Origin of the sequence: Streptomyces fructofermentans (assembly GCF_014651055.1) — a bacterium.
GTDB lineage: Bacteria > Actinomycetota > Actinomycetes > Streptomycetales > Streptomycetaceae > Streptomyces > Streptomyces fructofermentans.
On the sequence record NZ_BMWD01000002.1, the window covers coordinates 59,481 to 78,107 of the forward strand.

The 18,627-nt window shown below is 71.4% G+C and carries 15 protein-coding genes and 1 tRNA gene; 3 read left to right on the plus strand and 13 right to left on the minus strand.

Going from position 1 to position 18,627, the window contains the following annotated elements; genetic code table 11:
- Positions 1 to 28 precede the first annotated feature (28 nt).
- The 10 genes from IE265_RS03425 to IE265_RS03470 form a co-directional block, all read right to left on the minus strand.
- On the minus strand, positions 29 to 1,075 hold the full coding sequence (locus IE265_RS03425; protein WP_190033808.1) for a LacI family DNA-binding transcriptional regulator: 1,047 nt from the start codon (positions 1,073 to 1,075) through the stop codon (positions 29 to 31).
- A gap of 986 nt (positions 1,076 to 2,061) precedes the next feature.
- Positions 2,062 to 3,249 (minus strand): ABC transporter ATP-binding protein, encoded by a 1,188-nt coding sequence (locus tag IE265_RS03430; RefSeq protein WP_190033809.1) that lies wholly within the window; start codon positions 3,247 to 3,249, stop codon positions 2,062 to 2,064.
- A gap of 90 nt (positions 3,250 to 3,339) precedes the next feature.
- On the minus strand, positions 3,340 to 4,173 hold the full coding sequence (locus tag IE265_RS03435; RefSeq protein WP_190033810.1) for a carbohydrate ABC transporter permease: 834 nt from the start codon (positions 4,171 to 4,173) through the stop codon (positions 3,340 to 3,342).
- Positions 4,173 to 5,132 carry a carbohydrate ABC transporter permease gene (locus IE265_RS03440; protein ID WP_190033811.1) on the minus strand — a complete coding sequence of 320 codons (960 nt, stop codon included), beginning with the start codon at positions 5,130 to 5,132 and terminating at the stop codon, positions 4,173 to 4,175. The genes IE265_RS03435 and IE265_RS03440 overlap by 1 nt, the downstream gene beginning before the upstream one ends.
- A gap of 70 nt (positions 5,133 to 5,202) precedes the next feature.
- Positions 5,203 to 6,411: an ABC transporter substrate-binding protein gene (locus IE265_RS03445; protein ID WP_229916005.1), complete on the minus strand. Its 1,209-nt coding sequence runs from the start codon at positions 6,409 to 6,411 to the stop codon at positions 5,203 to 5,205.
- 571 nt (positions 6,412 to 6,982) lie between these two features.
- Positions 6,983 to 7,056 (minus strand) — tRNA-Pro (locus IE265_RS03450).
- A 361-nt stretch (positions 7,057 to 7,417) separates the two neighbouring features.
- Entirely contained in the window at positions 7,418 to 8,341 is a 924-nt protein-coding gene (locus tag IE265_RS03455) for an ABC transporter substrate-binding protein (protein ID WP_190034075.1), read from the minus strand.
- A gap of 101 nt (positions 8,342 to 8,442) precedes the next feature.
- A complete protein-coding gene (locus tag IE265_RS03460; RefSeq protein WP_190033812.1) occupies positions 8,443 to 9,132 on the minus strand; it encodes an ABC transporter permease in 690 nt (229 codons plus the stop codon).
- Entirely contained in the window at positions 9,129 to 9,794 is a 666-nt protein-coding gene (locus tag IE265_RS03465) for an ABC transporter permease (RefSeq protein WP_190033813.1), read from the minus strand. Before IE265_RS03465 ends, IE265_RS03460 begins: the two co-directional genes overlap by 4 nt.
- Entirely contained in the window at positions 9,791 to 10,966 is a 1,176-nt protein-coding gene (locus IE265_RS03470) for an ABC transporter ATP-binding protein (RefSeq protein WP_190033814.1), read from the minus strand. Before IE265_RS03470 ends, IE265_RS03465 begins: the two co-directional genes overlap by 4 nt.
- Positions 10,967 to 11,085: 119 nt before the next feature.
- Here IE265_RS03470 and IE265_RS03475 point away from each other — a divergent pair, with 119 nt between their 5' ends.
- From IE265_RS03475 to IE265_RS03485, 3 genes are read left to right on the plus strand one after another with little or no spacing between them, the layout of a single operon-like run.
- Positions 11,086 to 12,096, plus strand: a complete 1,011-nt coding sequence (locus IE265_RS03475; RefSeq protein WP_229916006.1) for an ornithine cyclodeaminase family protein — start codon at positions 11,086 to 11,088, stop codon at positions 12,094 to 12,096.
- Positions 12,093 to 13,661, plus strand: coding sequence for an aromatic amino acid lyase (locus tag IE265_RS03480; RefSeq protein ID WP_190033815.1), 1,569 nt, complete (start codon positions 12,093 to 12,095; stop codon positions 13,659 to 13,661). The genes IE265_RS03475 and IE265_RS03480 overlap by 4 nt, the downstream gene beginning before the upstream one ends.
- Positions 13,658 to 14,563 carry an amidohydrolase family protein gene (locus IE265_RS03485; protein ID WP_190033816.1) on the plus strand — a complete coding sequence of 302 codons (906 nt, stop codon included), beginning with the start codon at positions 13,658 to 13,660 and terminating at the stop codon, positions 14,561 to 14,563. Before IE265_RS03480 ends, IE265_RS03485 begins: the two co-directional genes overlap by 4 nt.
- Before the next feature lie 46 nt (positions 14,564 to 14,609).
- Here the strand turns inward: IE265_RS03485 and IE265_RS03490 are convergent, their stop codons facing one another.
- The 3 genes from IE265_RS03490 to IE265_RS03500 form a co-directional block, all read right to left on the minus strand.
- Positions 14,610 to 15,116 (minus strand): hypothetical protein, encoded by a 507-nt coding sequence (locus IE265_RS03490; protein WP_190033817.1) that lies wholly within the window; start codon positions 15,114 to 15,116, stop codon positions 14,610 to 14,612.
- 510 nt (positions 15,117 to 15,626) lie between these two features.
- Positions 15,627 to 17,099: a glycoside hydrolase gene (locus IE265_RS03495; protein WP_190033818.1), complete on the minus strand. Its 1,473-nt coding sequence runs from the start codon at positions 17,097 to 17,099 to the stop codon at positions 15,627 to 15,629.
- 145 nt (positions 17,100 to 17,244) lie between these two features.
- Positions 17,245 to 18,336 carry a maleylacetate reductase gene (locus IE265_RS03500; protein WP_190033819.1) on the minus strand — a complete coding sequence of 364 codons (1,092 nt, stop codon included), beginning with the start codon at positions 18,334 to 18,336 and terminating at the stop codon, positions 17,245 to 17,247.
- Positions 18,337 to 18,627: the final 291 nt, after the last annotated feature.

Here is an 18,627-nt window from a genome sequence, read left to right on the forward strand (position 1 = left end):
ATACCCCGTCGGGGAGGCGCCCACCGCGTCAGGTCGGGGCGGCCCCCTGGCCGGAGGCGTACGGGAAGGTGCTCGCCCGGACGACGAGCTGGGGCTCGATGGCGATGCGGGGCACCCCAGCGGGCTCCCTGCCCTCGATCATGTCCAGCAGCAGGGCGATGCTCCGCTTGCCCACCGCGGAGAAGTCCTGGCGGACGGTGGTGAGCGGCGGGGCGAAGAACTCCGACTCCGGGATGTCGTCGAACCCGGCGACCGCCACGTCCTGGGGCGTCCGCACCCCCGCCTCGCGCAGTGCCCTCAACACCCCCAGCGCCATCTGGTCGTTGGCGACGAACACCGCGGTCAGCCCCCGGCCCACCCAGCCGGCCAGCTCCTGTCCCGCCCGGTAGCCCGACAGCGGACTCCAGTCCCCGCGCAGTGTCATCGGCGGTTCGACGCCCGCGGCTTCGAGGGTCGCCCGCCAGCCGGCCGCCCGGTCGGCGGCCTCCTGCCAGTCCTCGGGTCCGGCGAGATGCCAGACCGTGCGGTGGCCCGCCGCCAGGAGGTGGCCCGTCGCCAGGCGCGCGCCCAGCTGCTGGTCCACGTTGACTCCGGGGATGCCCACCCCGGGACCGCTGCCCACCGTCACCACCGGGAACCGGTGGCGCAGTTCGGCGAGGGCCTCGACCGCCGACCGCTGCGGGGCGATGGCGACCACGCCCTCCACCCCGCCCCCGCCGAGGTGGTCCAGTGCCTCGGAGAGCGTGTCCACGGTCAGCCTGCGCAGACTGACCGTCGAGACGAGGTACCCCTCGGCCCGCGCCGCCTCCTCCAGTGCGAACAGGGTGCTCGCGGGACCGTAGAGCGTGGTGTCGGAGGCGACGACTCCGAGTGTCCTGGTGCGCCGGGTGACCAGGGCCCGCGCGGAGGAGTTGCGGCGGTAGCCCATCTCCTCGATCGCACGCAGCACCCTGGCCCGTGTCTCGTCCCGCACGTTGGGGTGGTCCCCCAGCACCCGGGACACGGTCTGGTGGGAGACACCCGCCCGTCGTGCGACGTCGGCCATGGTGGGCGGCCGGAGCTGAGCCGGTGCCATGCCGCACCTCCTCGGCGGTCGTGTACCGGAAGACCTGGGTGGCAGGTCCGGACGTCTCCGTGCGGTGGGGCGCGGATCGGGCGACGGCGCCCGATCCACCCGGGGGGCGGTCGGGCCGCGGTGCGTCCCGCCTCCCCGCGGCAGGCCGGCGGGCCGGCCCTTCCGGACCCTCCGGGGCCTCACGACACGTACCGCGGAGGCGAGTTGGAGCGCTGTGGACGCCACTGTCGTTCCTCCCCGGCTCTCGTCTGGTGGATGCGGAGGTCATTGTGAGCGCTAACAATTCATGCGGGTCAAGGGGTCCCGCAGCAGGAAGACGTCACGTTTGAGTAACGCGACGGAAGCACGCCGTGTCCGCCCCCGGGCCCGCGTGACCGGTCGCGACGCGGGGTATTGACGTCCTCGGGGCGCGGCCCTATTTTCGGCACCGAAACTTCGAACCGCGCACGAAATATCGGACGTTGGTGATGAACGGCTCCCGTCCCAGACCACCGCACCCGCCCCTCGCCGGCCGGCGAACGGGACTCGCGCGCCCGGTGCGACCAGTCGTTCCGGACCCGGCGCGGCCGGACGGCCGGCCCGCTGCGCCTGCGGCGACCTTCGGACCCGGGCATGCGGAAAGGGCCCTCGCGGACTCTCGTCCGCGAAGACCCTTCGTAAGTCGGGACGACAGGATTGAACCTGCGACCCCTTGACCCCAGGAGCGAGAGTCACCTACATCATCGGCGGACAACAGACGCAATCCGGGCGTGTGTTGTGCGTCAATGGCCCTACCGTGCAAGATCGCGCAGACCGTGCGGTCCCCAACTGGTCTTCCCCAAGCCGCTTCAGAGGAGCACCTGGCACCGCCCGCCGGTGGCGCCTGACACCACGCGCCGCCTCCGCGGGGAACACCCTTTCCGGGACGCCTGCACGGTCGACGAAGACCAGCCGCCTCTTGAGTCGCCGGGTGCACGGCTGCGGATCGCGCCCCGTGTGGTGCGTCGTCAGTCCGCCCTCACTGGATGCGTGAGGTTCGCTCCGGTCGCCGGGTCGAACACGTGGGCCTTGGCCATGTCGACCTGCAGCTCCACCGGTTCGCCCTCGCGGGCACGTGTGGCGGCATCCAGGCGGGCCACGATGTGCCGGGTGTCGGCGCCGGTGTCGCGCAGGCCCGAGTCCTTGGCGAGCTCCTCCAGTTCGGTGGTCGTCGCGGGCCCGCCCTCCGCAGCGAAGTAGACGTACACATCGGAGCCCAGCGACTCCAGTACCTCCACGGTGGCGGTGTGGACCGGGCCCGTCCGGTCCCGGTCCCGCGACAGGGCCACGTCCTGGAATGCCTCCGGTCGTAGCCCGACGATGACCTCGCGGGGCGCGTCCTGTCTCTCCAGCGCCTGCCTCGTACGGTCGTCGAGGGTCAGGTCGCCCAGGGACGAGCGCAGGGCGCCGTCCGCCAGAGTGGCGTTCAGGAAGTTCATCGCCGGGGAGCCGATGAAGCCCGCGACGAAGATGTTGCGCGGCAGGTCGTACAGCTCGGCAGGGGTGCCGATCTGCTGGACCAGGCCCTGCCTCATGACCACGACCCGGTCGCCGAGCGTCATCGCCTCGGTCTGGTCGTGGGTGACGTAGACGGTGGTCGTGCCGAGGCTCCGCTGCAGCCGGGAGATCTGAGTGCGCATCTGTACCCGGAGTTTGGCGTCCAGGTTGGACAGCGGCTCGTCCATCAGGAACGCCTTGGGGTCACGGACGATCGCGCGCCCCATGGCCACCCGCTGGCGCTGACCGCCCGAGAGGTTGGCGGGCTTGCGGTCCAGGTGCTCGGTGAGGTCAAGGATCCGGGCGGCCTCCGTCACCTTGGCGTTGATGGTGGCCTTGTCCACCTTGGCCAAGCGCAGCGGGAAGCCCATGTTCTGCCGGACGTTCATGTGCGGGTACAGGGCGTAGCTCTGGAACACCATGGCGACGTCGCGTTCCTTGGGAGCCAGGTCGTTGACGACTCGGTCTCCGATGCGCAGGGTGCCCTCGGTGATGTCCTCAAGTCCGGCGATCATGTTCAGGGTCGTGGACTTGCCGCATCCCGACGGGCCGACCAGGATCACGAACTCGCCGTCGGCGATCTCGAGGTCCACGTCCTTCACCGCGAGGGCCCCGTCGGGAAAGCGCTTGGTGACTCCCTCGAGGATGATCTCGGCCATGGATGGTGCCTCCTTGCCTTCATGCCTTCCGGATCCGAGTACCGGGGTCGGCGTCTCGGACCGGTGGCCTGTCTGCCACGGTCGGCCCGTTCACCCCTTGACTGCCCCGGAGGTCAGTCCGGCGACGATCCGCCGCTGGAAGAACAGGACGAAAAGGATGATCGGGATGGTGATGACCACAGCGGCGGCGGCGATCGACCCCGTGGGCTGCTGGAACTGGGAGCTCCCGGTGAAGAACGCGATCGCAGCGGGCACCGTGCGCGCGGACTCGGTGGAAGTCAGCGAGATCGCGAACAGGAAGTCGTTCCAGCAGAAGATGAACACGAGGATGGCGGTGGTGAACACGCCCGGCGCGGCCAGCGGCACGATGACCATCCGGAATGCCTGCGCGGGCGTCGCCCCGTCGACCTTCGCGGCCTTCTCCAGATCCCAGGGGATCTCCCGGAAGAAGGCCGACAGGGTGTAGATCGCGAGCGGCAGGGAGAAGGTCATGTACGGGATGATCAGCCCGACCCAGGTGTCGAAGATCCCGATGATCCTCTCAATGTTGAACAGCGGTGACACGAGGGAGATCGGGGGGAACATGGCGATCAGCAGTGACATGCCGATGAGCACCCGCTTGCCGGGGAAGCGCAGCCTGGCCACCGCGTAGGCGGCCATGGTGCCCAGCGCCACCGCGATCACCGTGGAGATCAGGGCGATACCGATCGAGTTGATCAGTGCGCGGGTGAACTCGGAGGTGTCGAAGATGCCCCGGTAGTTCTCCAGGGTCCAGTCCCTGGGGATGTAGTCGCCGTCAGTGAGGGTGCTGGGGTCCTTGAACGACAGTGCGGCGATCCACCACACCGGGAACAGGGCGTACAGCACCACCACCACGTTCATGACACCCCATCGGGCGGCATGCGTGTTGCCCGCCGCGGCCATCAGCGCTTCACCTCCGCGCCCGGTGCTGCAGCGCCGAACATCTTGACGAAGGCGAAGGCGATGATCCCGACGCAGATGAAGATCAGGACCGAGATCGCCGACCCGATGCCCAGGTTCAGCGAGGTGAACAGGTTGTCGTACCCGAGGATCGACAGGGAGCCGGTCCCCTGGGCGCCCGCGGTCAGGATGTAGATGTTGTCGAAGATCCGGAACGCGTCCAGTGTGCGGAAGAGCAGTGCCACCAGGATGGCCGGTTTCATCAGCGGCAGCATGACCTTGGTGAACCGCTGCCAGGCGGTGGCACCGTCCACCATGGCCGCCTTCAGGGTCTCCTCGGGGACCAGCGCCAGGCCCGCGAGGAGCAGCAGGGCCATGAACGGCGTCGTCTTCCACACCTCGGCGAGGATGATCAGCCACAGTGCGGGCCACTGCTCGGTCAGCGGGGCCTCTCCGCTGGGCAGCAGCGCGGCGAGGTATCCGAGATCCGGGGTCCAGGCGTACTGCCAGGAGAAGGCTGCGACCACGGTGACGATCCCGTACGGAATGAGGACCGACGTGCGGACGACGCCGCGCCAGAAGATCGTGCGGTGCATCACCAGAGCGAGTCCCATGCCGAGGACCAGCTCGATCACCACTGACACGGCGGTGATGAAAAGCGTGACCCAGAAGGCGTCCCACCAGAACGGGGATGACAGCACCGCCCCGTAGTTGCTCAGGCCCACGAACTTCGCCTGTCCGGGAAAGCGCAGGTCGTACCGCTGGAGGGACAGATAGACGGCGTACCCGATGGGGTAGGCGGTCACCGCGATCATGACGACGACCGCGGGCGCGCAGAGCAGCCAGCCGAGCCGCCGCTCCTGCCTGGCACCCGCCGAGAGTGCCGCCCGGTCCGGCTCCGTCCGCTCCGTCTCCGCCTCGGGGGACGGCGGGGTTCCGGCCGGTTGCGCCCGCGCGCTCATCTCGGGCCGTCCGAGGACGAGGCCCGCGCGCCGCGGCGCCGGCTGACGGAGTGGTGCGGGATGAGGTGGTTCACGGAATCACACCCTCGGATCGCAGGGCATCGTCGATCTGCTCCCTGATGGTGTTGACGGAGCTCTCCGGTTTGATCCCGGCCGGCGGAGACAGCGTGTGGGAGACCGCGATCGACACGTTCTGGTAGACCGGAGTGATCGGGCGCACGCTCGCCGCCTCCAGTGCGGCCAGCACCTCCCTCGAGAAGGGGTACTCCTTCATGAACGCGGGCTCGTCGTACAGGGCGCGCAGGGTGGGCGGCAGACCGCCCTCGAGCGCGGCGGTGAGCTGGTTCTCCCGGTTGCGCAGGCACAGCGCTGCGTCGAAGGCCAGGTCGGGGTGGCGCGAGTAGGCGCTCACCGCGAGATCGATGCCGCCGATGGTGGGCCGTGCCGGGCGGTTCGGGTCGACCCGGGGGTACGGCGCCCAGCGGAAGTTCTTGAACAGCTCCGGGTTGTTCGCCTTCATCGACGGATAGACGAACGGGTAGTTGAGTTCGAACGCCGCCGTCCCCGACTCCATGGCGAGGCGGTTCTGGTCCTCCATCTGGTTGGGCAGGGAGGGGTCCGCGGCCGGCGACTTCGCCAGATCACGCATGATCCCGGCGGCTCGCACGGCAGGAGGACCGAGGGAGGGCTCGGTCGCGCTCGCGTTCAGGATGGAGCCGCCCGCACTGTTGATCAGCGTGTTGAACCAGACAGTCAGGCCCTCGTACTGGGCACCCTGGGTCTCCACGAAGTGCGGCTTTCCCTGCCGGGCGAGGTCGCCGGCCATGTCGAGCATCTCGGCCCAGGTCCTGGGCGGGGTGGGCACCAGGTCCTTGCGATACCACAGCAGTTGGGCGTTGGTGTTGTACGGGACGGCGTACAGCTTGCCCTTCCATGTCGAGGTCCGCAGGGGTACGCGCAGAGTGCCTTCGACAGCCTGCTGCTTCGCCGCTCCCGTCCATTCCCGGATCCAGCGCGCCTCGGCGAACTCCGCCGCCCAGGTGACGTCCAGGCCCAGGATGTCGAGCGAGTCGTCCTCGGCGGCGAGTCTGCGGACGAGTTGCTGGCGCTGGCCGTCCGCGGCACGCGGGAGCTTGTTGTAGCTGATCCTGTAGCGGCCGCCTGACGCCTGGCTGCACCGGTCGGCCGCCTTCTGGAGCGCACCGGAGTCGTCGGGGAAGTTGTACCAGTTGAGGGTGGGCCTACCGGACCCCTCGTCACTGCCACAAGCGGCGAGCACCGACGCCAGCAACGGCAGTACGGCGAACGCCCGCAGCCATCGCGTCCCTCCAGGACCCTTCCGACCCGAAACATGCCGAAAGTCGCACCTCGCGTGCATACGCTCCACACCTCCCTTCCGGACGGTGGCACGGGACTCGGACCTCGCAGCGTTTCCCTTCCGGCGGACACTAAATGCCACATAAGGCAAGAGCAAGCACATATCGTGCCCAATCGCCCAGCGTGGCCCAGTGGTGGGACCGGCTCGGCGAACCCACGGGAGCGGAAGGGGGCGATCGACTTCGGCTTCTTCCTGCTGCTCTACGGCAGGGGGTGCGATCCGCTCGACCTGGGGGAGTCCGCCGAAGCCGATTGGGGCGCCGGTTGCGCGCAGCGTGCACTGTCGGCCGGAAGCGACATCAAGGAAACGTTTGCGCAGGTCGGAGCGTTCGACGATCCCCATGGCGCACTTGACCGAGTCAAGGGGCGTTGCACGGCCGCCTGTGGCACGCGGTCCACATCTGGTCCCCGAGAACGACGAAGAGGCCACTTCCGATCAACCGGAAATGACCTCCGACCTGCTACTTCGCAAGTCGGGACGACAGGATTTGAACCTGCGACCCCTTGACCCCCAGTCAAGTGCGCTACCAAGCTGCGCCACGTCCCGATGCGCCCCGCCGCGGTGAACCGCGTGAACACGCAGGTGAACCCTACCGCACCCGACCACCCGACCACCCGACCACCCGACCACCCGATCACCCTGGCGCTCACGGCAGGCCCGGTCGGCCCGTCGTCCTACGGCGACCGCCCGCCCGAGCGCGCGGGCCGCCCGCAGGAGGTGCGGGCCGGCCGGCCTACGGGCGGCGACCGGAAGCGCCTCGGCGCCGCCACCGCGGCTCCCGGCTCCCGGCTCCCGGCTCAGTCTTGTGTGCCGTGGCGCGGGGCACGCCGGGCGGGGCGGACGGTGACGGCGGCGCGGGGCCGCGGACTCCGTCCGCCCCGGACGCGCCGGGCCGGGACCTTCCCGGTCAGCTCGCGAGACCGGCCCCGGTCAGCCACTCCTCGGCGACGTCGGCGGCGTCCGCCTTGTCGTTGACGAGCTTCTTCATCATCTCCAGCAGGTCCTCGGTCGTGAGCTTGGCCGAGATGGCGTTGAGCGTCTCCCTGGCCTTGCCGTCGACGGCCGACTTGTGGACGAGGGGGGTGATGTTCTGGGAGGAGAAGAGGTTCTTCGGGTCCTCCAGGACGACGAGCTTGTCCTCGACGATGGCGGGATCGGTGGTGTACAGGTTGGCGGCCTGCACCGTGCCCTCCTTCAGCAGCTTCAGCAGGGTGCTCTGGGCGCCCGCGTCGAGCGGCTGGAACTTCCCGAACTCGACGCCGTAGACCTTCTCGAGGCCGACCAGGCCCTGCGTACGCGTCTTGAACTCGGAGCCCGCGCCGATCGCCAGGTCACCCGCGACGGGCTTGAGGTCGGCGAGGGTCTTCAGGTTGTGCTTGGCGGCGACCTCGGAGGTGACGGTGACCGAGTCCTTGTCCTCGGCCGCGGCGGAGTCGAGTATCTCGACCGACTTGGGCAGCTTCGCCTTCAGTTCGGCGTTGATGTCCTCGGTGCTGGTGGCGGTGCTCTTCTTGTCGACGGCCACCGACAGCAGTGCTCCGTTGTACTCGGGGAAGACGCTGATGCCTCCCTTGACGACCTGGTCGTAGTAGACCTCGCGGGCGCCGATGTCGAACTTGCGGGTCACCTTCAGACCCTTGTCCTCCAGCGCCTGCGCGTAGATCTCGGCGAGCAGCTGGTTCTCCGGGAAGTTGGCCGAGCCGACGACGATGGACTTGCCTCCGCCGCCACCGCCGCCCTCCGTCAGCGGATTGTCGTCGCTGTCGCCGTCCCCGCCGCAGGCGGTCAGCGAGAGGGCGGCGATCAGACCGAAGGCGGTGACGCGGAACATGCCTCGCATGGGGTGTCTCCTCTTTCTGCTTCTCTGGTTGTTCTGTTGTTCGGTTGTTCGGGAGTCCCCGGCGGCCCTCGGGGGCGCGGGGGTCCGGGAGGTCAGGGGCCGGACGCCGGGGCCCGCAGGCCCGGCGAGACGACGACGCGCCGGAGCGCGGTGAACACGGCCTGGACGACGAGCGCCAGCAGGACCACGACGGCGGAGCCGCCGATGACGAGCTCGTAGTCGTTGCGGGCGAGCCCGTCGACGATGAAGCGGCCAAGACCGCCGAGGCCCGGGTACGCGGCGACCGTGGCGGTGGCCACGACCTGGATCGCGGCGACCCGCAGGCCGAGCAGGATCAGCGGCAGCGCCATCGGCACCTCGGCCTTCAGCAGGACCTCCCAGCCGGTCATGCCCATCCCGCGCGCGGCGTCCCTGGCGTCCGGGTCGACGCCCCTGATCCCCTCGAAGGTGTTGATCAGGATGGGCGGGACCGCCAGTGCGGTCAGTGCCACCAGGACGGGTGCCGTACTGAGCCCGGCGAGGGTGACGACGAGGACGACCAGGCCGAAGGTCGGCACCGCCCGCGCGAGGTTCGCGACGCTGGCCACGGCGAAGGCGCCCCGGCCGGTGTGTCCCACCAACAGCCCCAGCGACAGCCCTATGAGCGCGGCGAAGAGCAGGGACAGGCCGCTGTACGTGAGGTGCTCCAGCAGCCGGTGCGGTATGCCGTCGGGCCCGTGCCACTGCTGCGACGAGGTCAACCAGTCGCCGACGAGGCTCAGTTGGTTCAGGAATCCGTTCACGCGGCGGCCCCCTTGCCGCGCGCCCAGGGCGTCAGCAGCCGCTGGGCCAGGACGAGCAGCGCGTCGGTGACGAGGGCCAGCAGCATGATCAGTACGGTCGCGGTGATGATCGGCGTCGGGAAGTCGAGCTGGAGCCCCCGGGTGATGTAGTAGCCGAGGCCGCCCTGCCCTATCAGCTGCCCCACGGCCACGAGGCTGATGGAGGAGACCGCGGCGACGCGCACGCCGGCGACGACGACGGGCACGGCGATGGGCAGTTCGACCTGGACGACGCGGCGTACCGTGCTGAAGCCCATCGCGGTGGCCGCCTGCCGGACGGGGTCGGGCACCGCCGCCAGTCCGTCCACGACGTTGGGTATGAGGACGGACAGGGTGTACAGCGTCAGCGGGATCATCACCGTGCGCTCGGTCAGGCCCGTGTAGCGCACGAAGATCATGAACAGCGCGAGGGACGGGATCGAGTACAGGATGTTGGCCGCGGTGAGGGTGGGCGGGTAGGCCCACCGCCAGCGGTGGCACAGGATGCCCAACGGGATCGAGATGAGCAGCCCGAGGAGCACCGGCAGCAGTCCGAGGCGCAGATGCACTCCGGTGTAGTGGGCCAGTTCGTCGACGTGGTCGCCGATCCACGCCCACCTGACGAGCGGTTCGCCGTCCCTCATCGCTTCTCACCCGCCTCGTGGACGGGAGGCCCCTGCTTCCCGACCTCTCCGGACGGGGCCGCGGACGTGGAGGGCCCGTCCTTCTCCGGGCCCGACGTCGCGGCCGACAGTTCGTACGCGTCCGCGACCCCGACGACCTTCCCCTGCGCGTCCACGCCCACCGCGAGCCGGGAGGGCGAGAGCAGCGCGGCGTCCAGGGCGGCCCGCGCCGAGTCGCCGGCCAGGCTGAAGGTGTGGCCGAGCGGCGCCAGCACCGCGTCGGCCAGCGTGCCCTCGTCCGGCAGTCCCCCGACGGCCGCCCAGCCGAGCGGACGACGGTCGCCGTCGACCACGAGGACCCAGGGTTCGTCGACCGCCCGGGCCCGGGCCACGGGCGTGGCGGCGGACAGCACCCGTCCTTCGCGCAGCGGCAGTTCGGCCGCGTCGACGAAGGAAAGCCGGCGTATGCCGCGGTCCTGGCCGACGAATCCGGCCACGAAGTCGTCGGCGGGGTCGGCCAGCAGCCGCTCCGGGGAGTCGAACTGCGCGAGCCGGCCGCCGGTGCGGAACACCGCGATGTTGTCGCCGAGTTTGATCGCCTCGTCGATGTCGTGGGTGACGAACACGATCGTCTTGCGCAACTCCTTCTGGAGCCGTATCAGTTCCGTCTGCAACTCGGCCCGGACGATGGGGTCCACCGCGCTGAACGGCTCGTCCATCAGCAGCACCGGCGGATCGGCTCCGAGCGCGCGCGCCACACCGACGCGCTGCTGCTGTCCGCCCGAGAGCTGGTACGGGTAGCGCTTGGCCATCCCGGCGGGCAGCCCCACCAGTTCCAGCAGTTCCGCCGCGCGCGCCCGGGCCTTCTTCCTGCCCCAGCCCAGCAGCAGCGGAACGGTGGCGATGTTGTCCAGGACGGTCCGGTGCGGGAACAGGCCGGCGTGCTGGATCACGTAGCCGATACCGCGCCGGAGTTCGGGCGCCGCGACGTCCCGGATGTCCCGGCCGCGCAGGCTCACCGTCCCGGCCGTCGGCTCCACCATGCGGTTGACCATACGCAGCGTCGTGGTCTTGCCGCATCCGGAGGGGCCGACCAGGACCGTGATGCCTCCTTCGGCCAGCTCCAGGGACAGATCGTCCACGGCTGTGGTGCCGTTGGGATAGTTTTTGCTCACCGCGTCAAATCTGATCAAAGCTGCCCCTTACCCGACTGCATATGGTCATGCACAGTTGTTCGTGGCTGAATTACAGTCAATCCCTATTTGTAAACGGGGTGTTACGTTCACCCGAAGAAAGTGAAGGGGTGCCCGGAATGCGCGCGTTGGAACCGGTCTGGTTGACCTTCCTCAGCGGCTCGGACATCGAACAGCTCCCAATCGACGACTCCGAGGTGCTCGACGCGGTGGAACGCGGGCTCCGCGCCCAGGGCCACGGACAGACCGTCGTCGAACCGCGTGTCCACCTCACACCCGACCCCGCGTTCAACGGCCACTTCAACGTCCTGCGCGGCTATGTTGCCCCGATCGGTCTGGCCGGGGTCAAGATCGTGGGCGACTACGTCGACAACTACCGCAGCGGCCTGCCCTCGGAGATGGCCCTGCTCAACCTGTTCGACCCGCGGACCGGGATGCCGGTGGCCGTGGTCGACGCCACCGCCCTCACCGAGATGCGCACCGGCGCGCTCACGGCCCTCGGCGCACGGCACCTGGCCCGCCCCGACTCCAAGGTGCTCGGGCACATCGGCGCCCGCGCCACCTCGTACTGGAACGTCCGCCTGCTCGACCGGATCTTCGACCTCACGGAGATACGGGTCCACTCGCGCCGCCCGGAGAGCCGGCGCGCCTTCGCCGACCGGCTGGAGCGCGACCTCGGCAAGCCCGTGGTCGTCACCCCGGACTGGCGGAGCTGCGTCGAGGGCGCCGACATCGTCGTGGAGGCGTCCCGCCTGGAACGGCCGGAGCCGCTGCTGCGCACCGAATGGATCACTCCGGGGGCCCTCGTCGTCCCGTACGGCACGATGAGCGCGGTCGAACCCGACCTCACCGACATCATGGACAAGATCGTCGTCGACGACTGGGGGCAGGCGCGCTCCGGACCGTTCGGCGCCCTGCGCGCGCACGTCGACTCCGGACGGCTCAGCGAGGCGAACCTGCACGCGGAGCTGTGCGAGATCGTCGTGGGCGACCGGCCCGGCCGCGAGAGCCCCGACGAGACCATCCTCTTCTGGCACCGCGGGCTCTCCCTGTCCGACATAGCGCTCGGCGCCGTCCTGCTGGAGAAGGCCGGCGAACACGGCCTCGGACAGCGGGTGCGCTTCTCGTGACCGGCGCACCACCCGCACCCCCGTCCGGCCACGCCGTCGGCGACCCGGTGGTCCTCGACGGCCACTCGCTGACCTGCGCCGAGGTCGTCGCGGTCGCGCACCGCGGAGCCCGGGTCGTGCTCGCCGACGAGGTGGCACCGCGCCTGGCACGCGACCGCGCGGTGGTCGACGACGTGGTCGACCGGCAGGTGCCCGCGTACGGCCTGACGACCGGACTCGGCAGCCGGTCCTCCTACGCGCTGCCCCGGTCGGAACTGGACGAGTTCAGCGTGCGCACGCTCCGCGGACGGGCCGACGCCGTCGGCGACCCGCTGCCCGTGCCGGTCGTCCGCGCGACCGTGCTGGCCCGGATCAACGGCATCGCGGGCGGCGGCAGCGGGGTCCGGCCGGAGATCCCCGCGCTGCTCGTCGCCATGCTCAACGCGCGCGTGCATCCGGTGATCCCCGGGATCGGGTCGATCGGCGCCTCCGACCTGTGCCAGACGGCCCATGCCGGGCTGGTCGTCATCGGCGAGGGCCGCGCCGAGTTCCTCGGCGAGGAGCTCGACGGCGGGACGGCCCTCCGGCGGGCGGGCCTCGCGCCCGTCCGGCTCGGCCCGAAGGACGGCCACGTGCTGTGCAGCGCGAGCCCGCTGGCCGCGGGACAGGGTGCCCTCGTCCTGCACGAGGCGGCTGTCGTCCTGACACTGGCCCAGGCGGTCACGGCCCTCACCTTCGAGGGTTTCCGGGCCAACACCGGCCCGCTCGACGCCCGCGTGCTGCGGCTGCGCCCGGCGCCCGGGCAGGCCCGGGCGGCGGACGGACTCCTCGCGCTCCTGTCCGGCGGCGACCTCACCGCACCCGGGCACGCCCGACGCGTCCAGGACCCCGTCAGCCTGCGCTGCGCGGCCCAGGTGCACGGCGCCCTGTACGCGGCGCTCGACTTCGCCGACGCGGCGCTGGACCCCGAACTGAACGGCTGCGGCGACAACCCCGTGGTCCTCACCGGGCCGGACGCGATCGTGTCGTCGGGCAACTTCCACACCCCGGCCCTGGCCCTCGCCCTCGATACCCTCGCGCTGGCCCTGACCCAGACCGCGGCGATCTCCGCCGAACGCATGCGCCGGCTGCTGAACCCCGCGGTCAGCGGCCTGCCCGCCAACCTGTCCCCGTACGGCCCCGAGCGGTCCGGGTTCGCCCCGCTGGCCAAGACGGCGCAGGCACTCGTCGCCGAGGTCAGGGCGCTGTCCGCGCCGGTGTGCACCGACCCGCGGCACGGGGCGGACGCCGTCGAGGACGACTCGACCAACGCGGCGCTCGGGGCACGGCGGCTGGCGACCACGCTGGTCAGGATGCGCCAACTGCTCGCCGTGGAGGCCGTGGCGGCCGCCCAGGCGGTGGACCTCGCCGCCCCCGCGGCACTCGGGCGGGGCCCGGCGCTGCTGCACCGGGCGATCCGCGAGGTCGTCCCGCCCCTCGACGACGACCGGCCGTGCGGGGTGGACGTGGAACGGGTGAGCCGCGACGTGCTGGGCTCCGACGTGGTACGAAGCGCACTGCGTGCCCTGGCGGAAGGAACTGCGTGACCAACGTCGACGTACACCAGCACCTGTGGAGCGCCGCGTTCACGGCGGCCCTGCGGCGGCGGGACGAACCGCCGTACCTGGACGGCTGGACGCTGCACCTGGCGGGCGAGCGGCCCTACGAGGTGGCGCCCGCCGACCACGACGTCGACCGGCGCGCCGAACTCGCGGTCACCGACGGGCTCGACCTGGCGCTCGTCTCCCTGTCGGCGCCGCTCGGCGCGGAGTGGCTGCCGCACGACCGGGCGCGGCCCCTGCTCGACGCGTACCACGAGGGTGCGGCGGAGCTGCCCGCGCCGTTCGGGGCGTGGGCGGCCACCGGTGTGCGGGACATCGACGCGGACGCGGCGGCCAAGGACCTCGACCTCGGGTTCGCGGGCCTCCAGCTCCCGGCGAACGCGCTGGCCGACGCCGCCGGCTACGCGCGCTGCGCACCGCTCCTCGACCTGCTCGAAGCCCGCGGCCTCCCGCTGTTCGTCCACCCGGGGCCGGCCCCGGGCGCGCACCCCGGGCCGGGCTGGTGGCCCGCGATGGTGCCCTATGTGCAGCAGATGCACTCCGCCTGGTTCGCCTTCCGGGCGTACGGCCGTCCCCGTCATCCGCGCCTGCGGGTGTGCTTCGCGCTGCTCGCCGGGCTCGCCCCGCTGCACGGGGAGCGCCTCGCCGCGCGGGGCGGCGAGGAGGGCCGCGGGGAGAGCGACCCGGGAATGTTCGTCGAGACCTCGTCGTACGGGCCTCGTGCCGTGGAGGCGGTGGCCCGCGTGCTGGGCACGGGCCAGGTGGTGCAGGGCTCGGACCGCCCCTACGCCGAGCCGCCCCAGCAGCCCGGCTTCGGCCTCGGCGGGGCGGCGGCCTACGCCTTCCGCATAGCCAATCCGCGGCGGCTGCTCACCGGCAAGGAGTGACGGACACCGTACGGAAGGCGGCCTCCGGCGGGAGCCGGGGCCGTCGTCAGTTCCGGTGGTCGGTCCTGGCCCACACGCCGCGGGTCGTGGAGTGGACTTCCGTGTGGTCCTGGTGGACGGGTCCCGTGTAGTGGTGGTGGTGCTCCTCGGGGGCGGCCTCCCCCATCCGCCGTACGAACCGGCCGAGCGCGAGCACGAGCACGGCCGGAGCCCCGAACACGATCGCGCAGACCGCGGGGTCCGCGTGGCCGGAGGCCCACAGGACGGCGGTCGCCGCGCCGCCGACGGTCGCGGTGAGCACGCTGCCGGTCAGCATGAGCGCGCTCGCGTCGGTGGCCCGCCTGCTCATCGGCGGACGCCCGGGCTGGGCGACGGGCGGGGCGGTGCCCACGGCGGGCAGGGGGCTGGTGTCGCGGTAGGAGGTGTGCCGTTCGGCCAGGGCCTCGTCGACGGCGTCGATGATCTGCCTGGCCCGCGCGTCGGCGGACGCCTCCGGCCGCTCCTCGGCCGGGGTGGCGTAGCGCTGGTACCGCTCGGGCAGCGGACTGGTCATGGTGCGGGTCCTTCGCGTCGGTGCCCGGGCGGTCCGCAGCGGTGGCGAAGGGCTCACGGACCAGGGGGACGGCCTCGGGCGGCGGACCGCCGGGACGGCCCGCGCGCCTCCGGTGGGCGGCCTGACGGCGGAAATCTCGGCGGATGCGGATGCGGATGCGGGTACGGGGGCGGATGAGCGGGTGAGGACGTGCGGGCGCGGATGTACGGGTACGGGCGTGCCGGACTCGATGGGCGGGGCCTCCGCGTCCGGCAATTCATAGTGACCCTTTTCATCCGATTTCGCCGTGTTTGGCAATATGTGGCGGTCGGGGCGGAGTGTCGCCGTGCGCGCCGGCGACGGCAGGCGGCATGACGGCAGGCGGCACAGCGCCGGGCGCGGCGGGGTCACGTACGCGGCACGCGACAGCGGTACGAGCACGATCAGGGGCGGGCACACGCTACGGCGGGCACACCGAAGGGCGGGCGCCTCCCGTGGGACACCCGCCCTGCCGGACCCCCGGGCCGTGCGTCAGACGGCCACCCCGTCGATCTCGAAGGTCTGCACCGAGCCCGCGGCGAAGGGGACGCTCAGGCTCTTGCCGTTCAGGTAGGTGTCCGAGCGGGCGGTGTACAGGTCGCCGCCCCCGGAGGTGAGGGTGCTCCAGCGCCGCACGAGCCCGCCGGTCCCCCCGGTCACCCGGCCGAAGCGGGACAGGTCGAAGGTGAGGGTCTGCGCGGCGCCGGAGTTCACGGCGACGACGACCAGGCGTCCGCGTTCGGTGTCGTGGGCCGCGACGGCGTGGCCGACACCCGTGTCCAGGACGGTCATCCCGGGGCGGATGTGACGGCTGAACTGGGCCATCACGTAGTACTTCGTCTGGACGGCGGTCGGCTGGAGCGTGCTCGCGTCGTACGCGATCATCGCCCAGCCCGCGGTCGGGTCCATGACCTGCCAGTAGACCCAGGCGGTGGGATGCAGCCAGCGGAAGTCCAGGCAGAGGTTGCTCGCCAGGGTCAGCCCCGTGGCGTCGCCGTCGCCGGTCTCCGAGTTCCAGAGTTTCTTGCCCGCCGTCGTCACGACGTCCGTGTGCAGCAGGTCCCGGCGACCGCCGGACCCCTGGTAGCCGTGCACGTTGACCTGGGAGACCAGGGCCTTCGTGGACGCGCCGAACGAGTTCCAGGTCGTACGGGCCAGGTCGTAGCTCGTCTCGTCGGACGCCGAGATGCGGATGCCGCCCAGTCCGCGACGGTCGAGTTCGCTGCGCATGTACGGGAGCACGGCCGCCTGCACGGCGGCGTCCATGTGGCAGCCCTCCTGCGTGCCGGTGCTCGTCCACCAGGTCGAGGCCGGCTCGTTGAAGGGGTCGACGGTCGCGAAGTCCACGCCCCAGTCCGTCCTCGCCCTGAGCGCGACGGCGGCCAGGTGGGAGGCGTGCTGACGGTGGTTCCAGGACTGGAGGTTGTTGCCCCCGCCCGCCGCGCCGGACGGATTGTGGTTGAGGCACATCCACCACATGGGCGAGTTGGCGAACAGCTCGGCGACCGCGCCCCGTTGGGTCGCCTTCGTGAGCGCGGCCCGCTGGGTGGCGTCCGCGGTCCAGTTCCAGGCCGAGGAGGCGGGGTCCTCGTTGTTCCAGTCCTGCCAGTAGCCCTCGATCTGCTTGAAGCGGGGGATGTTGGGCGAGGCGGTCATGGTCGTGCCGCCCACGCTGTTCCAGCTGCACGCCCCCAGGTTGTAGCGGGCGATGTTCAGACCCAGCCCCGGCAGCGTCCTGCCGCCGTACGCGACGGACTTGGTGGTGAAGAAGATGTCGGCGAAGTCGTCCCGGGCACCGAACACATTGGCCCACCAGGCGAGCGAGGTCCCCCAACCCTCCCAACGCCCGTAACTGGTGCCGGGGTTGACGGCCACGGTCGCGTCGGCCCGGGCCGTGCCCGTCGCCAGTGCCCCGCCCAGCACGGTGCCGCCCGCCGCGGCCAGCAGGGATCGTCGCCCGATCATCGCATCTCCTGTCGCGTTCATGTCAGAAGTTGCTTGAAGAATGGGCGTCCGGGCGCCCGCTTGTCGAGAGAGGTGACAGCGCTTTCTGTCCCGATGCCTCCCGGGCGGCCGGAGCCCGGACCGCCGGACGCCCCGCCCTCGCGGGTCAGCCGTCGAAGGCCGCCCCCGCGCTCTCCCCCGCCCCGGGAGCCTCCCCCTCGTACGCCGCCCTCAGCACGCCGAGCACGCCCTCCACCGTCACCTCGCGCGGGTTGGCGTACCCCTGGCCGGCGGCCCGCTCGGCCGCGACGGCCAGGTCCGACTCCTTCAGCCCCAGCCGGGCGAGGGAGCGGGGTGCGCCCAGCCGCCCCGCGAGGTTCCACAGCGCGAGCGGCGCGTCCTCGGCGCCGAGCGCCCGCCGGAGGGAGCGCACCGCCTCCGGCGCGGCGGGCGCGTTGTACGCGAGGACGTACGGCAGGACGACGGTGTGCGTCTCGGCGTGCGGCAGGCCGAACGTGCCGCCCAGCACATGGCACAGCTTGTGGTGCAGCCCCATGGCGGTGGCCCCCAGGCACGAGCCGCAGAGCCACGCGCCGTACAGGGCGCGGCCGCGCGCCTCCAGGTCCGAGGGCCGCTCGGCGATCACCGCGAGGGCGGAGGTCATCGCGCGTACGCCCTCCTCGGCCATCAGGGAGACCAGCGGGTTGCCGTCCGGGGCGTACAGCGCCTCGACCGCGTGCGCGACGGCGTTGACGCCGCTGGTGACGGAGAGCCCGACGGGCAGGGAGAGGGTGAGTTCGGGGTCGTACACCACGCTGCGCGGCAGCACCGCGGGGTCGCGCCCCGTGCGCTTCCCGCCGTGCTCGGTGAGACCCCAGACCGGGGTCATCTCGGAGCCGGAGTAGGTGGTGGGCACGGCCAGCAGCGGCAGCCCGGTACGCAGCGCGACCATCTTGCCGAGGCCCGTCGCCGAACCGCCGCCGACCGCCACGCAGCCGTCGGCGCCCGTCTCGCGCGCCACCTCCACGGCCCGGTCGGCGACCTGTGCGGGGACGTGCATCCTGGCCTCGTCGTGCAGCCCCGCGCACAACGGGCCCAGCGAGTCGGCGACTCGGCGCGCGACGTCCGCGCCCCGTGCGCCGGAGATCACCAACACCCGCCGCAGGCCCAGCCGTTCGACCTCGTGCGCCGTCGCGGTGACGGCGGCGCCGGGCCGCAGCACCACGCGCGCGGGTCCGGCCTCGTAGGTGAAGTTCATGCGCGCCACCGGCCCGTGGCGGTCGTGCGGGGGACGTCGCTGTTCATCCCGGCTCCTCGTCGAGTCCTTCGGTGGCCTCGGTTCGGCCGTGTCCGAGGATCGCCCGCGGCGCCTGCGCGGGCAACCGCTGCCGGACCCGGCGCCCCGCACGCCCGGGAAGGGATCGCTCGGAGCACCCCGGCGGGCGGGGCGCCGATTTTCGGGCCCAGAATCCACCGGGAAATGCAACAGCGCGGTGCACGTGATTCATGTCACCCGAATTTCGCGGCAATACGGGACCGCCGATCAAGG

Coding starts and splice junctions, on each gene's coding strand:
- IE265_RS03500 (WP_190033819.1), bottom strand. CDS start 18,336: ATGAACTTCACCTACGAGGCCGGACCCGCGCGCGTGGTGCTGCGGCCC.
- IE265_RS03495 (WP_190033818.1), bottom strand. CDS start 17,099: ATGATCGGGCGACGATCCCTGCTGGCCGCGGCGGGCGGCACCGTGCTG.
- IE265_RS03490 (WP_190033817.1), bottom strand. CDS start 15,116: ATGACCAGTCCGCTGCCCGAGCGGTACCAGCGCTACGCCACCCCGGCC.
- IE265_RS03425 (WP_190033808.1), bottom strand. CDS start 1,075: ATGGCACCGGCTCAGCTCCGGCCGCCCACCATGGCCGACGTCGCACGA.
- IE265_RS03455 (WP_190034075.1), bottom strand. CDS start 8,341: ATGTTCCGCGTCACCGCCTTCGGTCTGATCGCCGCCCTCTCGCTGACC.
- IE265_RS03465 (WP_190033813.1), bottom strand. CDS start 9,794: ATGAGGGACGGCGAACCGCTCGTCAGGTGGGCGTGGATCGGCGACCAC.
- IE265_RS03435 (WP_190033810.1), bottom strand. CDS start 4,173: ATGGCCGCGGCGGGCAACACGCATGCCGCCCGATGGGGTGTCATGAAC.
- IE265_RS03440 (WP_190033811.1), bottom strand. CDS start 5,132: ATGAGCGCGCGGGCGCAACCGGCCGGAACCCCGCCGTCCCCCGAGGCG.
- IE265_RS03475 (WP_229916006.1), top strand. CDS start 11,086: ATGCGCGCGTTGGAACCGGTCTGGTTGACCTTCCTCAGCGGCTCGGAC.
- IE265_RS03430 (WP_190033809.1), bottom strand. CDS start 3,249: ATGGCCGAGATCATCCTCGAGGGAGTCACCAAGCGCTTTCCCGACGGG.